This window comes from Bacillus sp. SH5-2, from assembly GCF_008368905.1.
In the GTDB taxonomy this organism is placed as follows: domain Bacteria; phylum Bacillota; class Bacilli; order Bacillales; family Bacillaceae_G; genus Bacillus_A; species Bacillus_A luti.
In genome coordinates this window covers 1-17,638 of the sequence record NZ_QOSD01000023.1, presented here as the reverse complement: position 1 = coordinate 17,638, position 17,638 = coordinate 1, and the positions used below count along the sequence as shown (strand labels likewise).

Annotated in this window: 19 protein-coding genes, 20 tRNA genes, 1 rRNA gene and 4 riboswitches; of the genes, 2 read left to right on the top strand and 38 right to left on the bottom strand. The window is 37.9% G+C overall.

Annotated features, from left to right (window positions below):
- Positions 1–8: 8 nt before the first annotated feature.
- From kdpA to tenA, 15 genes are all read right to left on the bottom strand, one after another.
- Positions 9–1,676 (bottom strand): potassium-transporting ATPase subunit KdpA, encoded by a 1,668-nt coding sequence (kdpA, locus tag DN410_RS20390; protein ID WP_149177812.1) that lies wholly within the window; start codon positions 1,674–1,676, stop codon positions 9–11.
- A gap of 19 nt (positions 1,677–1,695) precedes the next feature.
- Complete coding sequence (gene kdpF / locus DN410_RS20385; RefSeq protein ID WP_000972376.1) at positions 1,696–1,776, bottom strand: K(+)-transporting ATPase subunit F; 81 nt, start codon at positions 1,774–1,776, stop codon at positions 1,696–1,698.
- Positions 1,773–1,877, bottom strand: coding sequence for a SipW-dependent-type signal peptide-containing protein (locus DN410_RS20380; protein WP_000887889.1), 105 nt, complete (start codon positions 1,875–1,877; stop codon positions 1,773–1,775). Before DN410_RS20380 ends, kdpF begins: the two co-directional genes overlap by 4 nt.
- Before the next feature lie 98 nt (positions 1,878–1,975).
- A riboswitch (cyclic di-AMP (ydaO/yuaA leader) is annotated at positions 1,976–2,121 on the bottom strand.
- Positions 2,122–2,382: 261 nt separating this feature from the next.
- Positions 2,383–2,613: a hypothetical protein gene (locus DN410_RS20375; RefSeq protein ID WP_048526269.1), complete on the bottom strand. Its 231-nt coding sequence runs from the start codon at positions 2,611–2,613 to the stop codon at positions 2,383–2,385.
- Positions 2,614–2,629: 16 nt separating this feature from the next.
- The gene (locus DN410_RS20370) at positions 2,630–3,016 is read right to left on the bottom strand and encodes a hypothetical protein (protein ID WP_149177811.1); all 387 of its coding nucleotides are present in this window, start codon (positions 3,014–3,016) and stop codon (positions 2,630–2,632) included.
- Positions 3,017–3,109: 93 nt separating this feature from the next.
- A riboswitch (cyclic di-AMP (ydaO/yuaA leader) is annotated at positions 3,110–3,257 on the bottom strand.
- Positions 3,258–3,342: 85 nt separating this feature from the next.
- Positions 3,343–4,164 carry a bifunctional hydroxymethylpyrimidine kinase/phosphomethylpyrimidine kinase gene (gene thiD, locus DN410_RS20365; protein WP_149177810.1) on the bottom strand — a complete coding sequence of 274 codons (822 nt, stop codon included), beginning with the start codon at positions 4,162–4,164 and terminating at the stop codon, positions 3,343–3,345.
- Positions 4,165–4,170: 6 nt separating this feature from the next.
- On the bottom strand, positions 4,171–5,190 hold the full coding sequence (gene thiF / locus DN410_RS20360) for a thiazole biosynthesis adenylyltransferase ThiF (protein ID WP_149177809.1): 1,020 nt from the start codon (positions 5,188–5,190) through the stop codon (positions 4,171–4,173).
- Entirely contained in the window at positions 5,183–5,953 is a 771-nt protein-coding gene (gene thiG / locus DN410_RS20355; RefSeq protein WP_000931995.1) for a thiazole synthase, read from the bottom strand. Before thiG ends, thiF begins: the two co-directional genes overlap by 8 nt.
- Positions 5,954–5,955: 2 nt before the next feature.
- Positions 5,956–6,159: a sulfur carrier protein ThiS gene (gene thiS, locus DN410_RS20350; RefSeq protein WP_088232358.1), complete on the bottom strand. Its 204-nt coding sequence runs from the start codon at positions 6,157–6,159 to the stop codon at positions 5,956–5,958.
- Positions 6,160–6,174: 15 nt separating this feature from the next.
- Entirely contained in the window at positions 6,175–7,284 is a 1,110-nt protein-coding gene (thiO, locus tag DN410_RS20345) for a glycine oxidase ThiO (RefSeq protein ID WP_149177808.1), read from the bottom strand.
- On the bottom strand, positions 7,277–7,897 hold the full coding sequence (gene tenI, locus DN410_RS20340; protein WP_149177807.1) for a thiazole tautomerase TenI: 621 nt from the start codon (positions 7,895–7,897) through the stop codon (positions 7,277–7,279). The genes thiO and tenI overlap by 8 nt, the downstream gene beginning before the upstream one ends.
- Positions 7,898–7,907: 10 nt before the next feature.
- Positions 7,908–8,909, bottom strand: a complete 1,002-nt coding sequence (locus tag DN410_RS20335; RefSeq protein WP_149177806.1) for an ABC transporter substrate-binding protein — start codon at positions 8,907–8,909, stop codon at positions 7,908–7,910.
- Entirely contained in the window at positions 8,906–9,658 is a 753-nt protein-coding gene (locus tag DN410_RS20330; RefSeq protein WP_149177919.1) for an ABC transporter permease, read from the bottom strand. Before DN410_RS20330 ends, DN410_RS20335 begins: the two co-directional genes overlap by 4 nt.
- Entirely contained in the window at positions 9,658–10,407 is a 750-nt protein-coding gene (locus DN410_RS20325) for an ABC transporter ATP-binding protein (RefSeq protein ID WP_149177805.1), read from the bottom strand. Before DN410_RS20325 ends, DN410_RS20330 begins: the two co-directional genes overlap by 1 nt.
- Positions 10,376–11,071, bottom strand: a complete 696-nt coding sequence (gene tenA / locus DN410_RS20320) for a thiaminase II (protein WP_149177804.1) — start codon at positions 11,069–11,071, stop codon at positions 10,376–10,378. Before tenA ends, DN410_RS20325 begins: the two co-directional genes overlap by 32 nt.
- 85 nt (positions 11,072–11,156) lie before the next feature.
- Positions 11,157–11,259: riboswitch (TPP riboswitch) on the bottom strand.
- A gap of 59 nt (positions 11,260–11,318) precedes the next feature.
- A riboswitch (TPP riboswitch) is annotated at positions 11,319–11,430 on the bottom strand.
- 269 nt (positions 11,431–11,699) lie between these two features.
- Between tenA and DN410_RS20315 the strand changes: the two genes are divergently transcribed.
- Positions 11,700–12,860: an SH3 domain-containing protein gene (locus DN410_RS20315; protein WP_149177803.1), complete on the top strand. Its 1,161-nt coding sequence runs from the start codon at positions 11,700–11,702 to the stop codon at positions 12,858–12,860.
- Between the two features lie 5 nt (positions 12,861–12,865).
- Positions 12,866–13,198, top strand: a complete 333-nt coding sequence (locus DN410_RS20310) for a hypothetical protein (protein WP_149177802.1) — start codon at positions 12,866–12,868, stop codon at positions 13,196–13,198.
- Between the two features lie 240 nt (positions 13,199–13,438).
- Here the strand turns inward: DN410_RS20310 and DN410_RS20305 are convergent, their stop codons facing one another.
- The 23 genes from DN410_RS20305 to rrf all read right to left on the bottom strand — a co-directional run bounded on the left by DN410_RS20305 (position 13,439) and on the right by rrf (position 17,544).
- Positions 13,439–14,590: a DUF3965 domain-containing protein gene (locus tag DN410_RS20305; RefSeq protein WP_149177801.1), complete on the bottom strand. Its 1,152-nt coding sequence runs from the start codon at positions 14,588–14,590 to the stop codon at positions 13,439–13,441.
- Positions 14,591–15,059: 469 nt separating this feature from the next.
- The gene (locus DN410_RS20300) at positions 15,060–15,479 is read right to left on the bottom strand and encodes a CBS domain-containing protein (protein ID WP_149177800.1); all 420 of its coding nucleotides are present in this window, start codon (positions 15,477–15,479) and stop codon (positions 15,060–15,062) included.
- Positions 15,480–15,610: 131 nt separating this feature from the next.
- Positions 15,611–15,682 (bottom strand) — tRNA-Glu (locus tag DN410_RS20295).
- 1 nt (position 15,683) lies between these two features.
- Positions 15,684–15,758: transfer RNA gene (locus tag DN410_RS20290), tRNA-Asn, on the bottom strand.
- 8 nt (positions 15,759–15,766) lie between these two features.
- Positions 15,767–15,843: transfer RNA gene (locus tag DN410_RS20285), tRNA-Ile, on the bottom strand.
- 10 nt (positions 15,844–15,853) lie between these two features.
- A tRNA-Trp gene (locus DN410_RS20280) sits at positions 15,854–15,924 on the bottom strand.
- Between the two features lie 6 nt (positions 15,925–15,930).
- Positions 15,931–16,003, bottom strand: a tRNA-Thr gene (locus DN410_RS20275).
- Positions 16,004–16,012: 9 nt separating this feature from the next.
- Positions 16,013–16,088: transfer RNA gene (locus DN410_RS20270), tRNA-Phe, on the bottom strand.
- 8 nt (positions 16,089–16,096) lie between these two features.
- Positions 16,097–16,172 (bottom strand) — tRNA-Asp (locus DN410_RS20265).
- Between the two features lie 3 nt (positions 16,173–16,175).
- A tRNA-Met gene (locus DN410_RS20260) sits at positions 16,176–16,252 on the bottom strand.
- A gap of 21 nt (positions 16,253–16,273) precedes the next feature.
- Positions 16,274–16,366: transfer RNA gene (locus DN410_RS20255), tRNA-Ser, on the bottom strand.
- Between the two features lie 58 nt (positions 16,367–16,424).
- Positions 16,425–16,517 (bottom strand) — tRNA-Ser (locus DN410_RS20250).
- A 20-nt stretch (positions 16,518–16,537) separates the two neighbouring features.
- A tRNA-Ala gene (locus DN410_RS20245) sits at positions 16,538–16,610 on the bottom strand.
- A gap of 15 nt (positions 16,611–16,625) precedes the next feature.
- Positions 16,626–16,699, bottom strand: a tRNA-Pro gene (locus tag DN410_RS20240).
- A gap of 10 nt (positions 16,700–16,709) precedes the next feature.
- A tRNA-Arg gene (locus tag DN410_RS20235) sits at positions 16,710–16,783 on the bottom strand.
- Positions 16,784–16,786: 3 nt separating this feature from the next.
- Positions 16,787–16,875, bottom strand: a tRNA-Leu gene (locus tag DN410_RS20230).
- Positions 16,876–16,891: 16 nt separating this feature from the next.
- Positions 16,892–16,966, bottom strand: a tRNA-Gly gene (locus DN410_RS20225).
- A gap of 29 nt (positions 16,967–16,995) precedes the next feature.
- Positions 16,996–17,076: transfer RNA gene (locus tag DN410_RS20220), tRNA-Leu, on the bottom strand.
- Positions 17,077–17,090: 14 nt separating this feature from the next.
- Positions 17,091–17,166: transfer RNA gene (locus DN410_RS20215), tRNA-Lys, on the bottom strand.
- A gap of 4 nt (positions 17,167–17,170) precedes the next feature.
- Positions 17,171–17,245 (bottom strand) — tRNA-Gln (locus DN410_RS20210).
- Between the two features lie 11 nt (positions 17,246–17,256).
- A tRNA-Tyr gene (locus DN410_RS20205) sits at positions 17,257–17,340 on the bottom strand.
- Between the two features lie 8 nt (positions 17,341–17,348).
- Positions 17,349–17,424: transfer RNA gene (locus tag DN410_RS20200), tRNA-Val, on the bottom strand.
- 4 nt (positions 17,425–17,428) lie between these two features.
- Positions 17,429–17,544 (bottom strand): 5S ribosomal RNA (gene rrf, locus DN410_RS20195).
- Positions 17,545–17,638 lie beyond the last annotated feature (94 nt).

Genomic DNA, 17,638 nt, shown 5'->3' with positions numbered 1-17,638 from the left:
ACCCTCCATTACTTCAATGTAAGAAATTCTGCAATTGGACCGAGTACTAACATCGGGAAGAATGTTAATGCACCGACAATTACAATTGTTCCGATGAAAATGCCGCCAAATAAACTATTATCCGTACGGAACGTTCCGACTGTTTCTGGTACAACCGTCTTTTCTTTCAATGAAGCTGCAACAGCTAGCATCGTAATTAAACTAAAATAGCGGCCTAAAAACATAACTAAACCAGTTGTAATATTCCAAAACGTTGTATTATCCGCTAATCCTTCAAATCCAGATCCGTTATTCGCAGCTGACGATGTATATTCATATACCACTTGTGTCAAACCGTGGAAACCGGAATGAGAAATAGCATCCGTTCCTAAACTTGTTGAAAGAGCTAATGCTGAAAATCCTAAAATAAGCAGTGGATGAAATAGTATCGTTACCGTAATTAATTTCATTTCCTTACCTTCAATTTTCTTACCTAAAAACTCTGGTGTCCGTCCAACCATCAATCCAGATATAAAGACTGCGATAATCGCATACATAATAATGTTCACAAAGCCTGCTCCAACGCCGCCGTATACTGTATTTAACATCATATTTACGAGTGGTACTAACCCGCCAATTGGTGTTAACGTATCATGCATCGTATTCACCGCTCCGGTTTCAGCAGCTGTCGTTACTGTTGCGTATAGTGAAGAAAATACTGTTCCGAACCTTACTTCTTTTCCTTCTGTACTTCCTTGTACATGTTCAATACCCATTCCATTTAATGCCGGATTCCCGTTTAGTTCAGATGTCGTAATCGTTATAAACCCTAGTAGAAACACCATGAATAGTGAAACGAAAAGGATACGACCTTGCTTTTTATTTTCTACCATTCGTCCGTACGTAAATGGAAGTGCTGTTGGCAACAACATCATAAGCATCATTTGCAAAATATTGCTCATTTGTCCTGGATTTTCAAAAGGATGTGTAGAGTTTGCCCCGAAAAATCCACCGCCGTTATTCCCAAGTTCCTTAATTGAAACGAATGATGCAACAGGCCCGCGTAATATGCTTTGCTTTGCCCCATCAATCGTTTGTGCTGTAATGGCACCGTCTAACGTTTGTGGTACGCCAAGTGCGACAAAGACTAGTGCCGCAATAAATGCGATGGGAAGAAACACTCTCGTTAACGCTCTCGTAAAATCAACGAAAAAGTTACCGAGTTCTTTTCCAGCAAGCCCTCTTATAAATGCCATAACGAGCGCTAACGTCGTTGCCGGTGCTGCAAACATTAAAAATGTAATTCCAATTAATTGTGATAAATAAGATAAACCATTTTCACCGCTATAATGCTGTAAATTTGTATCAGCCATAAAACTAATTGCTGTATTAAAAGCGAGCGTAGGCTCCATTCCTTCAATGTGCGCTGGATTTAATGGTAATACTCCTTGTAGCCTAAAAATGAAATACACGACAACAATCATAAATCCATTTAATAAAACTAATGATAGTGCGTACTGTTTCCACGTTTGATTGTATTCTTTTACACCCGTAATTTTAAAAATAAGTTTTTCAAAAGGCCCGAATACTTTATCTAGCTTTTTACTACCTTGAAAGGCTTTCTCTAAATAAATTCCCGTTGGCTTTGCCACAAGAATAAACAATAGCATTGTAATAACGACTGCAACCCAGATCATAATGAATGACTCCCCCTAATTAAAACTTTTCCGGATTTAATAATGCATACACTAAGTACACCGTAATTGCTGCAACAATAATCGATAAGGCAATCATCATGATTGCTTCCCTTCTTTCACAACTTTATCTGACCAACTTGCAAGACTTGCCATCGATGCGACTAACACAACAAAAATTCCGATCATTACAACATCTAACATAGCTACCCCTCGCTTTTCTGTAAAAATTTACCATTAAAATATAAAAAAAGAACACTGAGCTCTACTCAGTGTTCAAAAAATTGAACAACAAAAAGTAAACCTCCTCTCTAAACGCTTACGAGGTTAGCTGTCGGATTCGGGCCTAAAGAGTAGCCCTACTTTCAAAACTGAAAGATTCACCCCAAGTGACGATGCACAAAATTGGTTCCCCCGCTCCATTTCTGGAACTCAGCGATTTTAGGTTTTTTTGGAAATTTTATGAATGATTTATGAGAGTAAATATACTCCTCTATTTTTCACTTGTAAAGAGGCAAATTACTGAAAATAAGAAAATAACCATCTATTTAAACGCTTACATTGAGTGTTATTAATATTCTTTCATCTGTTTTCTCGTTTTTTCTTTCTGTTTCACAGAAATGATCTTTTAAATACGAAATAAAAAGAGCGAATGACATGAAGTGCATAACTTGTTGCACTTCGCATTCGCTCTTTTTTCATACACTATTTATTCTCCTCGTAAAAAAGCACGTAAATTTCTCCCGCGAATATAAACTTGTGACAATTCTGCATGTAGCTGCTCATATTCGATAACATCTGTTTTTAAATATAAAGCGTCTTTCGATGGCAATATGATATAGGGCCTTGGAAAAATGGGATCAAGCACCACCAATTCTTGAACTCGATCTACTGATACCGCCCAACGATTTGCTATATCTCCTAGTAACAACACCTTCATCTTCTTTTCCTCCACCCTATTCAAAAAATAAAAAAGAAATATTATCACAATTCGTAAACACAACAAATGTAGCTCCAATTGTTTCATAGAGCCTTGCTGGATATCGTTTATTCCTTGTAACAACAGTAATAGGTGCTTGAAAAGAAAAGCGAATGTGTTCTGTAAAGAAGCTAACGATTGGAAGCTCATCCCCTAGTAAAATCACCTTCTTAATACACTCACAAATACTAGTAAAATCCTGCTCCTTACTACAACTATACGTCCAATCAAACCCACAATTCCTAACTTCAGCCGCTATCTCTTCATTTGCTGTAAAAATAATTAACTCATGTTGAAATGCTACTAAATCTATTAAACTATTTACCTTGCTTTCTTCTCCAACACAAATAAGTGTTAGTTCCATGTACCTCATCCTCCTTAGCATAAAAGAACTCAAACATAGATTGATATTTCCCTATACTAATCAGATCGATGAAGTGATGTATCCATCATGGCACCGTCCTCTCTCAAGACGCTTACGAAGTTAGCTGTCGGATTCGGGCTTTGAGAGTAGCCCTACTTTCAAAATTGAAAGATTCACCCCAAGTGACACTGCACGAATTGGTTCCTCCGCTCCATATAATTGGACTCAGCGTATTACAAAAAATATATTCTGGCTGATATATTACTCCTGTATTTGGAAAAAGTAAACAGAAAAAAAGCCAGTTATAAAACTGACTTTTCACTTACCTACACACTCGTTTTATTCACTTTATATGCAAAATGATTCGTCGGTCCATGACCACTTCCAATATTCAACGGCTCTTCAATTGCTATACTAATAAATCGTTTTGCCTCTTGGACTGCTTCTTCCATCGAGTACCCTTTCGCCAGTCCTGCTGTAACTGCTGAAGCAAATGTACACCCGCTTCCGTGCGTTTGTTTCGAAGGAATTCGTTCACTTCTAAATTCAATAAATTCTTCTCCATCAAAGAGTAAATCGATTACTTCATTACCTTGATATTCTGCATGTCCGCCCTTCATAAGCACGTATTTCGCACCTAATTCATGCAGTACTTTCGCCGCTTCCTTACTATCTTCAATATTATGAATCTCCATACCAGTTAACACTTCTGCCTCAGGAACATTCGGTGTTACAACCGTTGCTACTGGTAATAAATATTCTTTTAATGCTTGCACTGCTTCTTGTTGTAATAATGATGCACCACCCTTAGCAATCATAACAGGATCTAGTACAATATTATTCCAGCCAAACTTCTTTATATGTTCTGCTACAATTTGAATAATTTCACTGCTAAATAACATTCCTAGTTTCACCGCATCTGGTGTTAAATCCGTACCAATTGAATTCAGCTGTTCCGTAATACCTTCTAACGAAACAGGATATACCCCTTGAACGCCAAGCGTATTTTGAGCAGTAATTGCCGTAATAGCCGTCATCCCATACACACCAAGCTCTTGGAATGTTTTTAAATCTGCTTGAATTCCAGCACCGCCGCCACTATCAGACCCTGCAATTGTTAAAGCTTTATTTACTTTCATCCCACTCATCCTTTTCTATCCAAAATAGCGATGATAAATCGTTTTTGCTTCGCTTATATCTTTCGTTCCATGTACGAGTACACGACCATCTTTAAAAGCAACTAATCTCTTTTCTTCCACAGAAAATGATAATAAATATGGATTTACATTTAAATCCTTCACACGATCATTCAGCAGCTCTTTGTATCGTTCAAAATTCATTTCTTCTTTATAAGGCGGTCTAATTTGAACTGTATTTCTCCCGCATAAAACTGCTGTTTTCGATGTGTTTTCTTTATTTAAATACGGATATAATGCATTCTCTCCGCACGAAGGACAATTGTGTTTACGAAGCTTTTGCACATTCATACATGAATATTCATTCTTCCATACATCGAACGACGCAAGTCCATCTCGAAGTGATTCGTAATCTTCCACTAATAGTTTAAGAGCTTCTGTTACTTGATGAGAAACGACGAGAGATACAGCAGGTGATATAATGCCCGCTGTATCACATGTCGCACCGCCAAGCGGAATCGATTGTAATAAACATGATAAACATGGCGTTTTACTAGGAAGAATTGTGTAAGAAAGGCCGTAACTCCCTACACATGCACCGTAAATCCATGGAATAGCATACTTTTGTGCTATATCATTTACAATGAAACGCGTTTCGAAATTATCAGTTGCATCAATAATTACATCAACGTTTGTAACAAGTTCTTCTAACTCCTCAGCCGTTACATCTTGAACGAGAGCTTCTACTCTTACTTCACTATTAATCTCTTCTAGACGTTTCTTTGCCGCTACAGCCTTCGGAAGATTATTTTCTACATCACTCTCTGCGTACAATTGTTGCCTTTGTAAATTACTCCAATCGACATAATCCCGGTCAACAATCGTTACTGTGCCAACACCTGCTCTTACGAACATTTCTGCATTTGCACTACCTAATGCACCCGCACCAATAATGAGTACATGCTTTTCTCTTATTTTTTGTTGTCCTTCTTCTCCAATTGGAGAAAATAATTCTTGGCGAGAATATCGATTATTCAACTACACTCATTCCTTCTAAAGGACTACTTGCAGTTGCACAACGTTTGCGAGCAATACGACCTGCTTCAAATCCTAAACGTCCTGCTTCAATACTTAATTTCATTGCCTGTGCCATTTTAATAGGGTCTTTCGCACCAGACACTGCTGTATTTAATAACACACCATCTGCTCCTAATTCCATTGCAAATGCCGCATCAGCTGGGCTACCGATACCAGCATCAACGATAACTGGTACCGTCGCTTGTTCAATAATGAAACTTAAATTTAACGGATTTACAATACCAAGCCCTGAACCAATTGGTGATGCTCCTGGCATAATCGCATGCACACCTAGTTCTTGTAATTTACGCGCTAATACCACATCATCAGATGTGTATGGAAGTACGATGAATCCTTCTTCTAGTAACATTTCAGATGCCTTTAACGTTTCTACCGGATCAGGTAATAACGTTCTATCATCACCAATAACTTCAACTTTGATCATGTCGCAAAGCCCTGAAGCTTTTGCTAATTTTGCAATACGAACAGCTTCTTCAGCATTTTTTGCTCCAGCTGTATTCGGTAATAAGGTATATTTTTTCACATCAAGTTTCTCTAATAAATTAGGCTGCTTTGCATCAAATATATCCATACGACGTACTGCGAATGTTAAAACCTCAGCCTCAGATACATCAATCGCCTTTTGCTGTACATCAAAATCAGGGAATTTTCCTGTTCCTAATAAAAGTCTAGAATGAAATGAAAATGGTCCAATGTTTAACATAATCAACCGCCTCCTACGAAAGTTACAATCTCAATTTGGTCTCCATCAAAAACAGATGTATCTTTATGATCATCTTTTTGTAAAATATCTTTATTACGCTCTACTACAACAATTCTGTTATCTAACTCTAAATGTGTAAGTAGCTCAGCTACTGTTTTCACACTCGCTGGCACTTCCATTTGGTTACCATTAATTTTTAAATTCAAACTTCCATCCCCTTTCTAAACCGTTTTAGAAAGCAATGAATCTAGCAAGTGATTCTCCTGCTTTCCTTCTATTAAATCAGCCATATACTGACCAGAAACAGGGCTTAATAAAATACCGTTTCGATAATGCCCAGTACAAGCATATAAACCTTTTATTTCTCCATGCTCTCCCATATAAGGAGCTTCATGATTCGATTGTGGCCTTAATCCGGCCCATGTGCTTTCCCACTCTGCCTCTTTTAAAGCCGGCAATATTGTGTAAGCACGCTCTAATATAGAAGTAATACTTTCTGGCTGCACAGTTTTATTGAACGTATGAGGATGCATCGTTGCCCCTATTACATAACGACCACCACGTTTCGGTGCGATATAAAATCTTTCTTGGAAAATAGGGGCTTTCAATAGTGGCTTCCTGCTTCTTACCGCAACCACTTCTCCTTTAACTGGATATGTACCCCAATCGCGGTGAAAATGACCTAGTAGCTTCGTGCTCCATGAACCTCCTGCAATAACGACTTTCTCACACGCAATAATACCTTCGCTTGTAACAATTCCAGCCACTTTATTATTTTCAATACGAATATCAAATACCTCTGTCTGTTCATATATATCAGCACCGGAAATGGATGCAGACTGTGCGAATGCTTTCGTAAGCTCTGGTGCAATAACGTGACCATCTTTCGGATAATATACCGCTCCGATAATTGATTCGGATAGAAACGGCTCTTTTTCTCGTAAATGGTCTCCCGTTAGAAAATAGGAATCTTCACCTGTTTTCTGCTGCCAATCCATAATGTGAAGAATTCTTTCCCTTTCACCTTCATTTTGGGCAATGCGATATATTCCTTTTTCCTCATATCCAATATCAATACCCGTCTTTTCACGTAAAACTGTTGCAAGTTGTGGGAATATAGCACGGCTTTCTCTAGCAAGTTCAAATAGCGGATCATACGCATCCCATTCTGCCTGAACACCGAGCAAGCCAGCAGCAGCTTTCGAAGCTTCCGATGCAATCCTTTGCTTCTCTATAACTGCTACTTTATGTCCTCTTTCTGCTAGAAAATGTGCAACTGAACTACCAATTACACCACCACCAATAATTGCTACATCATACTTCTTACACATGTTTCCCCGCCCACTTTCTTATTGATTCCTTATAAGATTTCGCTCTGCTATACGGGTTACTATTACTTACAATTCTAGACATAACAGCAATTCCACTTACTTCACTTGCAAGAACATCCCTTGTATTTTCAGGCGTAATTCCTCCAATAGCTATAATCGGAATCGATAAGCTCTTTGCAATGCAAGAAATTTCCTCTAACCCTCTCGCTGGCACACCTTTTTTACAATCTGTCGGAAATACATGACCATAGACGAGCGAATCAGCACCATTCTTAAAAGCCTCTATCGCTTCTTCTAAAGAATGTACGGAATAGCCAACATGCAAATACGAAAACTTTTCTTTCACCGACCTTACATCCGTGCTTCGATATCCTAGCTGCACACGCGGGATATTTAATAAAATAGCAATATCAATTCGGTCATTTATAACAAGTTTAGATGCCGGAAAGCCTTTTTTTAAAAGACTTTCCACCCCTTCATATAATTCCTTCGTACTTTTCTCACGCTCACGAATATGCAAATAATCAATCTCACTCTCAATTTGCATCGCTACATTCACTAACTCTTCGAACGGCATATGGCCATTTGAGATTACGTGAAGCTCATTTTTCATATTCATTCGCCTACTTTAAAATATTTTCGAATAGCTCATCGGCTGGAACAATTTCTTTCGTCATTCCTTTGTCTTTCAGCCATTTATTTTGTTTTTCCCAAGACACTTTTGAATCTGATAAGAATGGCTCATCTTTCGTTTCCATCTTCTCTAGTAAAATTTTCATACTTTCTTTTTCAACTTCTGGCACAAGCGGGAAGTTTTCTTTTTCTTGGTGATCTAATAAAATATTTAATGCTTCATCTGGATTTTTCTTCATAAACTCATAACCTTTTTTCGTACCACGTAAGAAAGCTTGCAATGCTTCTTTATCTTTTTTCAACGTTTTATCACCTGTTACAAATACAAGCTCATGATAATTCGGTACGCCGTAATCAGCTGGATTAAAGTACGCTGGTTCATGGCCCTCGTGACGCATAACAGGTACTTCATGGTTAATGTATGCTCCTGTTACAGCATCTACTTTTTTCGTAATTAACGCTGGCACTAAATCAAATCCAACATCAACTACTTTTACTGTATCTGGATTACCGCCATCTTCTTTTATCATCGTTTTTAAATATGCTTCACTTAAAGGCGTTCCAGAGTAACCTACTGTTTTACCTTCTAAATCTTTCGGTGATTGAATGCCTGCTGACTTCAGCGATACGACATGATTTAATGGGGAACGTACGACAGCCCCAATTGATTTCACTGGAATTTGTTCATTTGCTCTTGCCATAACAACATCTGGCTGATAATACAAGCCAACTGTCACTTTCCCTGCTGCCGCTAACGTTAATGGATCAGTCGGATTAGAAGGGAATTTAATATTTACTTTTACTCCTTCTTCTTTAAAGTATCCTTTTTCAATTGCTGCATAAATAAAGCTATGCACCGCATTTGGATACCAATCAAGCATGACCGTTATTTCTTTTTCTTTTTTACTTTTATCGGATGCTGAATTACTCGAACATCCTGCAATCATTGCAACTAATAATGTGAACACAAAGATGCGTTTTAATAATTTCATGAATGCTTCCTCCAACTAATGAATTTCTTTTCTAATATGGAAATAAGTATGACGAAGAAAATAGCTAATAATGATAACAATACAATGGGTGCGAATACACCAGCCCCGTCTAACTGCGTCATCATTCTCTTACTGAAATATCCAAGCCCAGCTTGCGCACCAAGCCATTCTCCAATTGCTGCTCCAATGACACTAAGCGGAACTGCAATTTTTAAAGCTGAGAAAAAATAAGGAAGTGCAGACGGCAACTTTAACTTAAGAAAAACATCTTTTTTCGTTGCTCCATATGTAACTAAGAGCTCCTCCCATTCTTTTTTCGTACTGCGCAATCCATCGTACGTATTGACTGCAATTGGGAAAAAAGTAATTAAAACTGTAACAACAACCTTACTCCAGATTGTGTATCCAAACCATAAAACGAAAAGCGGAGCAAGCGCGGTAATCGGAATCGTTTGTGAGGCAACTAATAATGGATAAAATGCTCTTTCCATCCATGTACTCGCGTTCATTAACATTGCTAGCCCCACACCTAGTACGATAGAAATAACAACCCCTATTAAAACGACGTATAACGTTGCCGGTAAATGAACCGTAAATAATATGTCTTTTAGTTTCCATATCTTCATTACAATTGCAGACGGTGACGGTAAAATGTACATCTCATCTACAATTCTTGCTCCTATTTCCCACATAACAAGTAAAATACTAGAAAGAGTAATGGCAGGAACTAATTCTTTCAATCGGCTCATCATACAAGTACCTGCCTTTGTAACATACTAAGAAGCTCCTCTTTCAGCGCTAACACGTCCGGTTTATATAAATCCTTTCGTGTTCGATTATGATCAAGCGGCACAATCCTCTCAGTCAATGTCGTTATCGGCTGCTCCTCCACTACTAAAATTCGATTCGAAAGAAATAGCGCTTCTTCCACATCATGAGTGATGAATAAAATTGTTTTTTTCCACTCTTTCCATTGTTCAAACAACCATTCTTGCAATGATGCCTTTGTTAAGGCATCTAATGCACTAAACGGTTCATCTAGTAACAATATCTCCCCACCTGTTAATAAAGTTCGGATAAAAGATACGCGCTGCCTCATACCGCCAGATAAATCTTTCGGGTATTTTTCCTCATATCCTTGTAAACCAAATTTATGTAACAGTTCCTTTGCCTTCACTTGCGCTTCTTTCTTCGGCACACCTTGGCACTCTAGTGGCAGGGCAGCATTTTCAATAATTGTTCTCCACGGCAATAGCATATCTTTTTGAGGCATATATCCTACAGGGTGACTCTTTGTTTCTGTCAGCTCTATTTGTCCAGTACTTGCTTCTTCTAAGCCTGTAATAAGGCGAAATAAAGTGCTTTTCCCACAACCACTTGGTCCGATAATACTTACAAATTCTTTCTCTTGTATAGAAGCATTTAATTCATTGATGATCGGTTTCTCATCATAATGAAAAGAAACATTATGAAACTGTAGTATGTTCTTGCTCCTCAAATCCCCACATCTCCTTGCGATAGGACATATCCCAGAATAAATATTCAAATCGACTGGAATATAAGAAAATCTCCTCTAATCGGTCTAGTTCTTTCTCTGATTTCCCAACTGCCATTTCATTTAATAAATCTATTAACCAAATACAAAGGTTACCGTATTCTTCAGAACTATATCCTTGAATCCACTCACCAAAGAATTCATGATCTCTCGCTCCAGGAATATCATTCAAACGCTTTCCAATCTCCCAATAACTCCACATACACGGAAGAAGTGCTGCTATTAATTCTGCAAGTGTGCCATTTTGAGATACTGACATCATATAGTTTGTATAAGCTAAATTTTTAGCTGATGGTTTTGCAGATTCCATTTCTTCTACAGAAATACCTAATCTTTTTGCGTATTGTTTATGAATCGTCATTTCTCCATTTAATATTCCATCAATTTGTTCAGCAAACTTTCCCATGATTTGTGGATTTGTTGCTTTTACAACACCAATCGCATATAGCTTTGCATAATCTAGCAAATATAAATAGTCTTGAATAATATAATATTGGAATTTATCTTTTTCTAACGTACCATTCCCCATACCTACTACAAACGGATGATTATGACTTTTCTCCCAAACAGGTTGCACAGTTTCTAATAATCTATCGCAAAATTTCATTGCTATTTCCCCTTTCAATATGTGTATTTAAATAAAAAACCACTTCTCTATATAAGAAGTGGTTACAGCAAATAAAATTATACATTTATTCGATGTTCCACTTCCCTTCGCTAGTATTACCTAGATCAGGTCTGTAAGGGTTAAGGATTATTCCTCTCTCAGCACATCAAGCACCCCTAGTGGTTCAATATGAAATTTTCAAATAAAAAAGCCCCGTTTCTATACGCAAAGAAACGGGGACTCATAGTTATTGTCCGAATTGCTTCCCTACGCTAGCATAATCTAGATCAGGTAATAAAAAGGATCAAAGGCTTACGGCCCACTCTCAGCTGGCAACACCAGCTCTCCTAGCAAACTATAAAATTATCACTGTCAGTATAACATCGTCATAAGACATCATCAACTGTTTTAATTTTCTTAATTGTCAACAAAATATTAAAGCTATACAACACTTATATTCTATTTTTAAAATAAACATCCTAATTAATTGGATAAAAAGGAATCATTATCCTCAAAAAATTTATTTTTATATTGATTTCATATTACATTTATGTGAATAAACCCACTATATTATATCTTTATACTATAATAAAATTACAACTATACAACTAGAGGAGGTCTCTATTATATGAATATGAAAGCTACTGCTCTAACAGCAACCACTGTCGCAATTGCTTCTTTACTGCCTTCTATGGGAGAAACAAATGTACAAAAAGCAAATGCTGAACAATTATCTAATGTTAAAACTGGGTATGTCAAAGTGGATCAAGCAACTTTACATAAAGAAGACAATATAAATAGCATATCTATTGATAAAATCCGCTTTAATACGAAAGTGAATATACTTGAAACAACGAATGATTGGTATAAAGTATCTGTTAATAATACAGTAGGTTACGTGCAAAAAGATGCTATTCTACTAAAAAACAAACTTCAATCTAATAATCAATACATCGTCAATGCTAATGCATTAAACGTTCGCTCTGAACCTAATTTAGAATCTTCAATTTTAGATGTATTACCAAATGGTAAGTTCGTTACCATTCAAGAAGAACAAGGCGAATGGTATAAGATTTTACATAATGGTCAAACAGGTTATGTACAAAAAGCATTCATATCTAATGGCTCACAACCTTTAGTAAAAGGAATTACCGTTCAAAATAATACGAAGTACACAGTTGCAACACCAAAACTTAATGTACGTAGTAATGCTAGTACAAGCAGTTCTCTACTTGGTTCATTACAAAATGGTACACAAGTGCAAGTAGTAGAAACTGTAGGAACTTGGTATAAAATTCGTTTTGGTACAGGATACGGATATGTGGCAAAACACTATGTAGTGCAAAATCAACCGCAATCACAAGCTAAAACAGCTCAATCTTCATCCATTCCAGTAGCTTTCAAATTCCCTGCTCAAGGAAGAGTTAGCTCAACCTTTGATATGCGCTGGGAACAAATGCATTATGGTATAGATATTGCAGCTCAAGGGAACGTATCCATTCAAGCTGCCGCTGCAGGTAAAGTTGTGAAGTCTTATTATTCAGCTAGTTACGGTAATGTCGTGTTCATCGCCCATCAAATTAATGGGAAATTATATACAACAGTTTATGCTCATATGAAAGATCGCACTGTACAAGCCGGTGATCAAGTACAAACTGGACAAATATTAGGTCATATGGGAAATACGGGGCATTCATACGGACAACATCTCCACTTTGAGTTACACAATGGAGAATGGAATTTTGAAAAAACAAATGCAGTCAATCCACTGCCATATTTAGTTAGGTAAATTGTATGCCACGCAATATACCTCTCTTAATTGAATACTTGGCCTTTTTAGGCTTAATCTGTTGTTTAATCATTTATAATACAAACACTGTATTTTTATCTATTATCATTGCTTTTGTTACTTTAGAAATTATGATGGAATCATTCCAAGTGCAACTAAAACAAAAAATTGCACACATCTATAACGCTCTTTTTCTATTAAGTGCCCTTATAACAAATGTAATTAGTAATGGTTTTTATTTATCTACCGTATTTCCTGTATTCTTTATGGCTATTTTATTATTCATAGCTAGATATGTGAATGTCCCTAATAATAAAAAACATGAACAAGAAGCTTAGAAAGAGGAAACACTGTGTACCAATCTTTCAAAGATACTCCAATGAAATATATATTGAATTTATATAAAAAAATGAATACTTTTTTCGGTATACAAGGAAGTTATACTGCACAACTTCTCCTTTATGGAATGTTATTTCTCATCTTAATTACTTTCTCCTTGTTTTACTAACAAAAAAGGATCTCACATAAACGTGAGATCCTTTTTAATTTATATTAATTTTTCATATATACAGTACTGTTTATCCACAAGCATATTTTTCATAAATAAAACTCAGATTATATTTTTTCTCTAAGCTCATTCTTTGTTCATCGTCGCACCAATAGAATAAAATATCATGAATAGTTGCATAACGCTTATTTTTAAGAAATAGTTTAAAGAATGATGGTAAACAATCATGTAATTGTATAAATATATAATTGCGTAATATTTCTTCCTTATATTCAATGCCCTTACAAATATACAGTAATTCTTCACAATAATATGCATGCTGTGGTACTTGAATCATTTCAAAAAATGGTACATATGATAGTAATTTTCCGATAAAATGACCATATCGGTCCATTACCCCTATCGTCATATGCTCCATCATTTCTTTCATCACATATAAATAATCATCTACATGCGTTGTCTTTAATGGGTCTAATCGATCAGAAATTTGAGCAAGTACAGCTCTTTGACAGGCTAACACCGCTTGACTCGGTCCATAATATGATAAGAAGTCTGTACACTTACGATATTTTCGTAATAAGTCATGTGTATATAAATCATACACAAAAGTATTACAATACATCGCTAGACTCATCATATCACTATTTAATTGCTCTTTTGACAGTAACTTCGCTCTTTTACACATATAAAAGAATGTAAATTCCAATACTTCTTTATGAGATAATAACTGTTTACAATCTTTTATACATTTCTCATTAAATTTAACTCTATCCCAAATTTCTACATCCCTATCTGTTAATTCACCAATACGGTATTTAATAATTAAATAGTTTAAAGCAACCGCTTGCGTCAAAAGATCCCATGTTTCATATTCCAATGAGGTTTGGACAAATTCATCTAGCCCTTGTGTTATCATAAAAGTATTTGCCTCTTCATACCAACCAATCTCTTGGCATAAACGAAGAATACGTACTAAAGTTGGAATTTCATCTTTATGAAACTGCGGTAAATTTTTCACTTTATTCATTCCATATACGATAAATGCCGCTAAATTTTCTTCTTTATAAAATTCTTTTTCTTTCCACGCTAATATAGTCCGCTCGTTCCCTTCACCTTTTGGGTGACAAGGTACAAGCAAAGAAAATAATTCAGCAAAATTATTTGGTTCTATATATGTATCTGTAACCAAATTCCAATTTGGATCGCCCTGTACAGCCTTCATATAATTCCCCTTCCCTTTTTATCCTGCTATTTGCGACCAAGTAAGACTCCCACCTCAAAATTCAGCGAATGCTAGAAATTTAGTTGGGAGATAAATGCCCGTAAAAGCCCGATTGGTTCAACTCATAATCATTTTGGGATAGCCTCCCGCAATAATTAAAATTTCACTTTATCTACATAGCAAATATTAATTCATTATTACATCACTACCAATTAATATTGTTATATTCAAAATTTATCATAATACTTATCCCTATCAGTATATCACTTTTTCTCTTATTAAAAATTAGGAATGAAAAATTTTAAAAAAATGTCGAAAATATTAACTGTATACCTATTATATAATGCCCTAGATACGTCACTCTAGCATATTAATTTAATCTATATATACTAGAATGATGTATCCGTTCCTCATACATAATTTATCTTGCTATTTGTGGGCAGTAAGACCTATTCGTTAAGGTTTCACTTTATTCTATATGCTCCGAGATTTCACCTAAAGCAAATCCAGCTTGATCATCTGTCGATTCTCTTATAGCTAAGTCACCTAGTGCTAACATCCCAACTAATTGACCACCCTCAACTACTGGTAATCGTCTAATTTGATATTGTGCCATTAATTCTGTAGCTTTTTCAATAGCATCATCTGGAGAAACTGAAACAATATTTGTTGTCATTACATTTGTAATTTTATTAGATCCAGGATGCTTCTCTGCAATCCCTCGAACAACCAAATCTCGATCAGTAACAAGCCCAACAACTTGTTCATTTTCAACAACAGGAATCAATCCAACCGATTCTTCTTTCATCTTTACAGCAGCCTCATATACATTATCTAACGGTGTACAATGTACTATATGAGTACTCATAAGTTCTCGAACTCGTGTCATTTTTTATCTCCTCCTTTTAATACATACCATAGCTTTTCCTAAATCCCTTTATTTATTTCAGGAAAATAAAATGATAAAAGAGGATTACACATAATAAAAAAGAGTCAGCATATTGCTGACTCTTTTTTGTATGACCCGTACGGGATTCGAACCCGTGTTACCGCCGTGAAAGGGCGGTGTCTTAACCACTTGACCAACGGGCCATGGCTCCGCAGGTAGGACTCGAACCTACGACCGATCGGTTAACAGCCGATAGCTCTACCACTGAGCTACTGCGGAATAATATATGGTGGGCCTAAATGGACTCGAACCATCGACCTCACGCTTATCAGGCGTGCGCTCTAACCAGCTGAGCTATAGGCCCATATACTTTACAGGGGCAGTAGGAATCGAACCCACACTGGAGGTTTTGGAGACCTCAGTTCTACCTTTAAACTATGCCCCTAAAGGATGCCGACTAGAGGACTTGAACCCCCAACCTACTGATTACAAGTCAGTTGCTCTACCAATTGAGCTAAGTCGGCATAAAAAAATGGTGGCTCGGGACGGAATCGAACCGCCGACACGAGGATTTTCAGTCCTCTGCTCTACCGACTGAGCTACCGAGCCAACATAAATGGCGGTCCCGACCGGGGTCGAACCGGCGATCTCCTGCGTGACAGGCAGGCATGTTAACCACTACACCACGGGACCATTTGGTTGCGGGGACAGGATTTGAACCTGCGACCTTCGGGTTATGAGCCCGACGAGCTACCGTGCTGCTCCACCCCGCGACAATATAAAATTTTAAAAAATGGAGGAGGTAGAGGGATTCGAACCCCCGCGCGACTCTCGCCGCCTGTCGGTTTTCAAGACCGATCCCTTCAGCCGAACTTGGGTATACCTCCATGAAGGAAAAAATAAATATTTTATTATTACATGTATCTAATCCATTTAAAAAGAAAATGGAGGAGGTAGAGGGATTCGAACCCCCGCGCGATTCTCACCGCCTGTCGGTTTTCAAGACCGATCCCTTCAGCCGAACTTGGGTATACCTCCGAGACATATAATAAATAAAGTGGAGCCTAGCGGGATCGAACCGCTGACCTCCTGCGTGCAAGGCAGGCGCTCTCCCAGCTGAGCTAAGGCCCCATGTTATTGGGAATATCGGGAAGACAGGATTTGAACCTGCGACCCCCTGGTCCCAAACCAGGTGCTCTACCAAGCTGAGCCACTTCCCGTTAATAAAAGCGCGCCCGAGAGGAGTCGAACCCCTAACCTCTTGATCCGTAGTCAAACGCTCTATCCAATTGAGCTACGGGCGCATATGGTGCCGAGGGCGGGGGTCGAACCCGCACGGTGGTCACCCACCGCAGGATTTTAAGTCCTGTGCGTCTGCCTGTTCCGCCACCCCGGCATGTCATATTGAAAATTGGAGCGGAAGACGGGATTCGAACCCGCGACCCCAACCTTGGCAAGGTTGTATTCTACCACTGAACTACTTCCGCAAGACATGTTTGAGTTATTTTATTAAAAGTGCGGGTGAAGGGAGTCGAACCCCCACGCCAAAGGCGCTAGATCCTAAGTCTAGTGCGTCTGCCAATTCCGCCACACCCGCATATTTTGTTAAAATGGTGAGCCATGAAGGACTCGAACCTTCGACCCTCTGATTAAAAGTCAGATGCTCTACCAACTGAGCTAATGGCTCTTAATGGCTGGGCTAGCTGGATTCGAACCAGCGCATGACGGAGTCAAAGTCCGTTGCCTTACCGCTTGGCTATAGCCCATTAATTAAGAATGGTGGAGGGGGGCAGATTCGAACTGCCGAACCCGAAGGAGCGGATTTACAGTCCGCCGCGTTTAGCCACTTCGCTACCCCTCCGACATATATGGTGGAGGATGACGGGATCGAACCGCCGACCCCCTGCTTGTAAGGCAGGTGCTCTCCCAGCTGAGCTAATCCTCCATTTGCCTGGCAACGTCCTACTCTCACAGGGACAAGGTCCCAACTACCATCGGCGCTAGAGAGCTTAACTTCCGTGTTCGGTATGGGAACGGGTGTGACCTCTCTGCCATCATCACCAAACTATGAAGGCATATTCCTTCAAAACTAGATAACATTTGCTACATATTATATGGTTAAGTCCTCGATCTATTAGTATTCGTCACTACATGTCACC

Coding starts and splice junctions, on each gene's coding strand:
- DN410_RS20305 (WP_149177801.1), bottom strand. CDS start 14,590: ATGAAGGCTGTACAGGGCGATCCAAATTGGAATTTGGTTACAGATACA.
- DN410_RS20335 (WP_149177806.1), bottom strand. CDS start 8,909: ATGAAATTATTAAAACGCATCTTTGTGTTCACATTATTAGTTGCAATG.
- DN410_RS20330 (WP_149177919.1), bottom strand. CDS start 9,658: ATGAGCCGATTGAAAGAATTAGTTCCTGCCATTACTCTTTCTAGTATT.
- kdpA (WP_149177812.1), bottom strand. CDS start 1,676: ATGATCTGGGTTGCAGTCGTTATTACAATGCTATTGTTTATTCTTGTG.
- DN410_RS20310 (WP_149177802.1), top strand. CDS start 12,866: ATGCCACGCAATATACCTCTCTTAATTGAATACTTGGCCTTTTTAGGC.
- DN410_RS20370 (WP_149177811.1), bottom strand. CDS start 3,016: ATGGAACTAACACTTATTTGTGTTGGAGAAGAAAGCAAGGTAAATAGT.
- DN410_RS20315 (WP_149177803.1), top strand. CDS start 11,700: ATGAATATGAAAGCTACTGCTCTAACAGCAACCACTGTCGCAATTGCT.
- DN410_RS20375 (WP_048526269.1), bottom strand. CDS start 2,613: ATGAAGGTGTTGTTACTAGGAGATATAGCAAATCGTTGGGCGGTATCA.
- thiD (WP_149177810.1), bottom strand. CDS start 4,164: ATGAGTGGGATGAAAGTAAATAAAGCTTTAACAATTGCAGGGTCTGAT.
- tenI (WP_149177807.1), bottom strand. CDS start 7,897: ATGAAAAATGAGCTTCACGTAATCTCAAATGGCCATATGCCGTTCGAA.
- DN410_RS20380 (WP_000887889.1), bottom strand. CDS start 1,877: ATGTTAGATGTTGTAATGATCGGAATTTTTGTTGTGTTAGTCGCATCG.
- DN410_RS20300 (WP_149177800.1), bottom strand. CDS start 15,479: ATGACACGAGTTCGAGAACTTATGAGTACTCATATAGTACATTGTACA.
- thiG (WP_000931995.1), bottom strand. CDS start 5,953: ATGTTAAACATTGGACCATTTTCATTTCATTCTAGACTTTTATTAGGA.
- thiO (WP_149177808.1), bottom strand. CDS start 7,284: ATGTGTAAGAAGTATGATGTAGCAATTATTGGTGGTGGTGTAATTGGT.
- tenA (WP_149177804.1), bottom strand. CDS start 11,071: ATGAAATTTTGCGATAGATTATTAGAAACTGTGCAACCTGTTTGGGAG.
- kdpF (WP_000972376.1), bottom strand. CDS start 1,776: ATGATGATTGCCTTATCGATTATTGTTGCAGCAATTACGGTGTACTTA.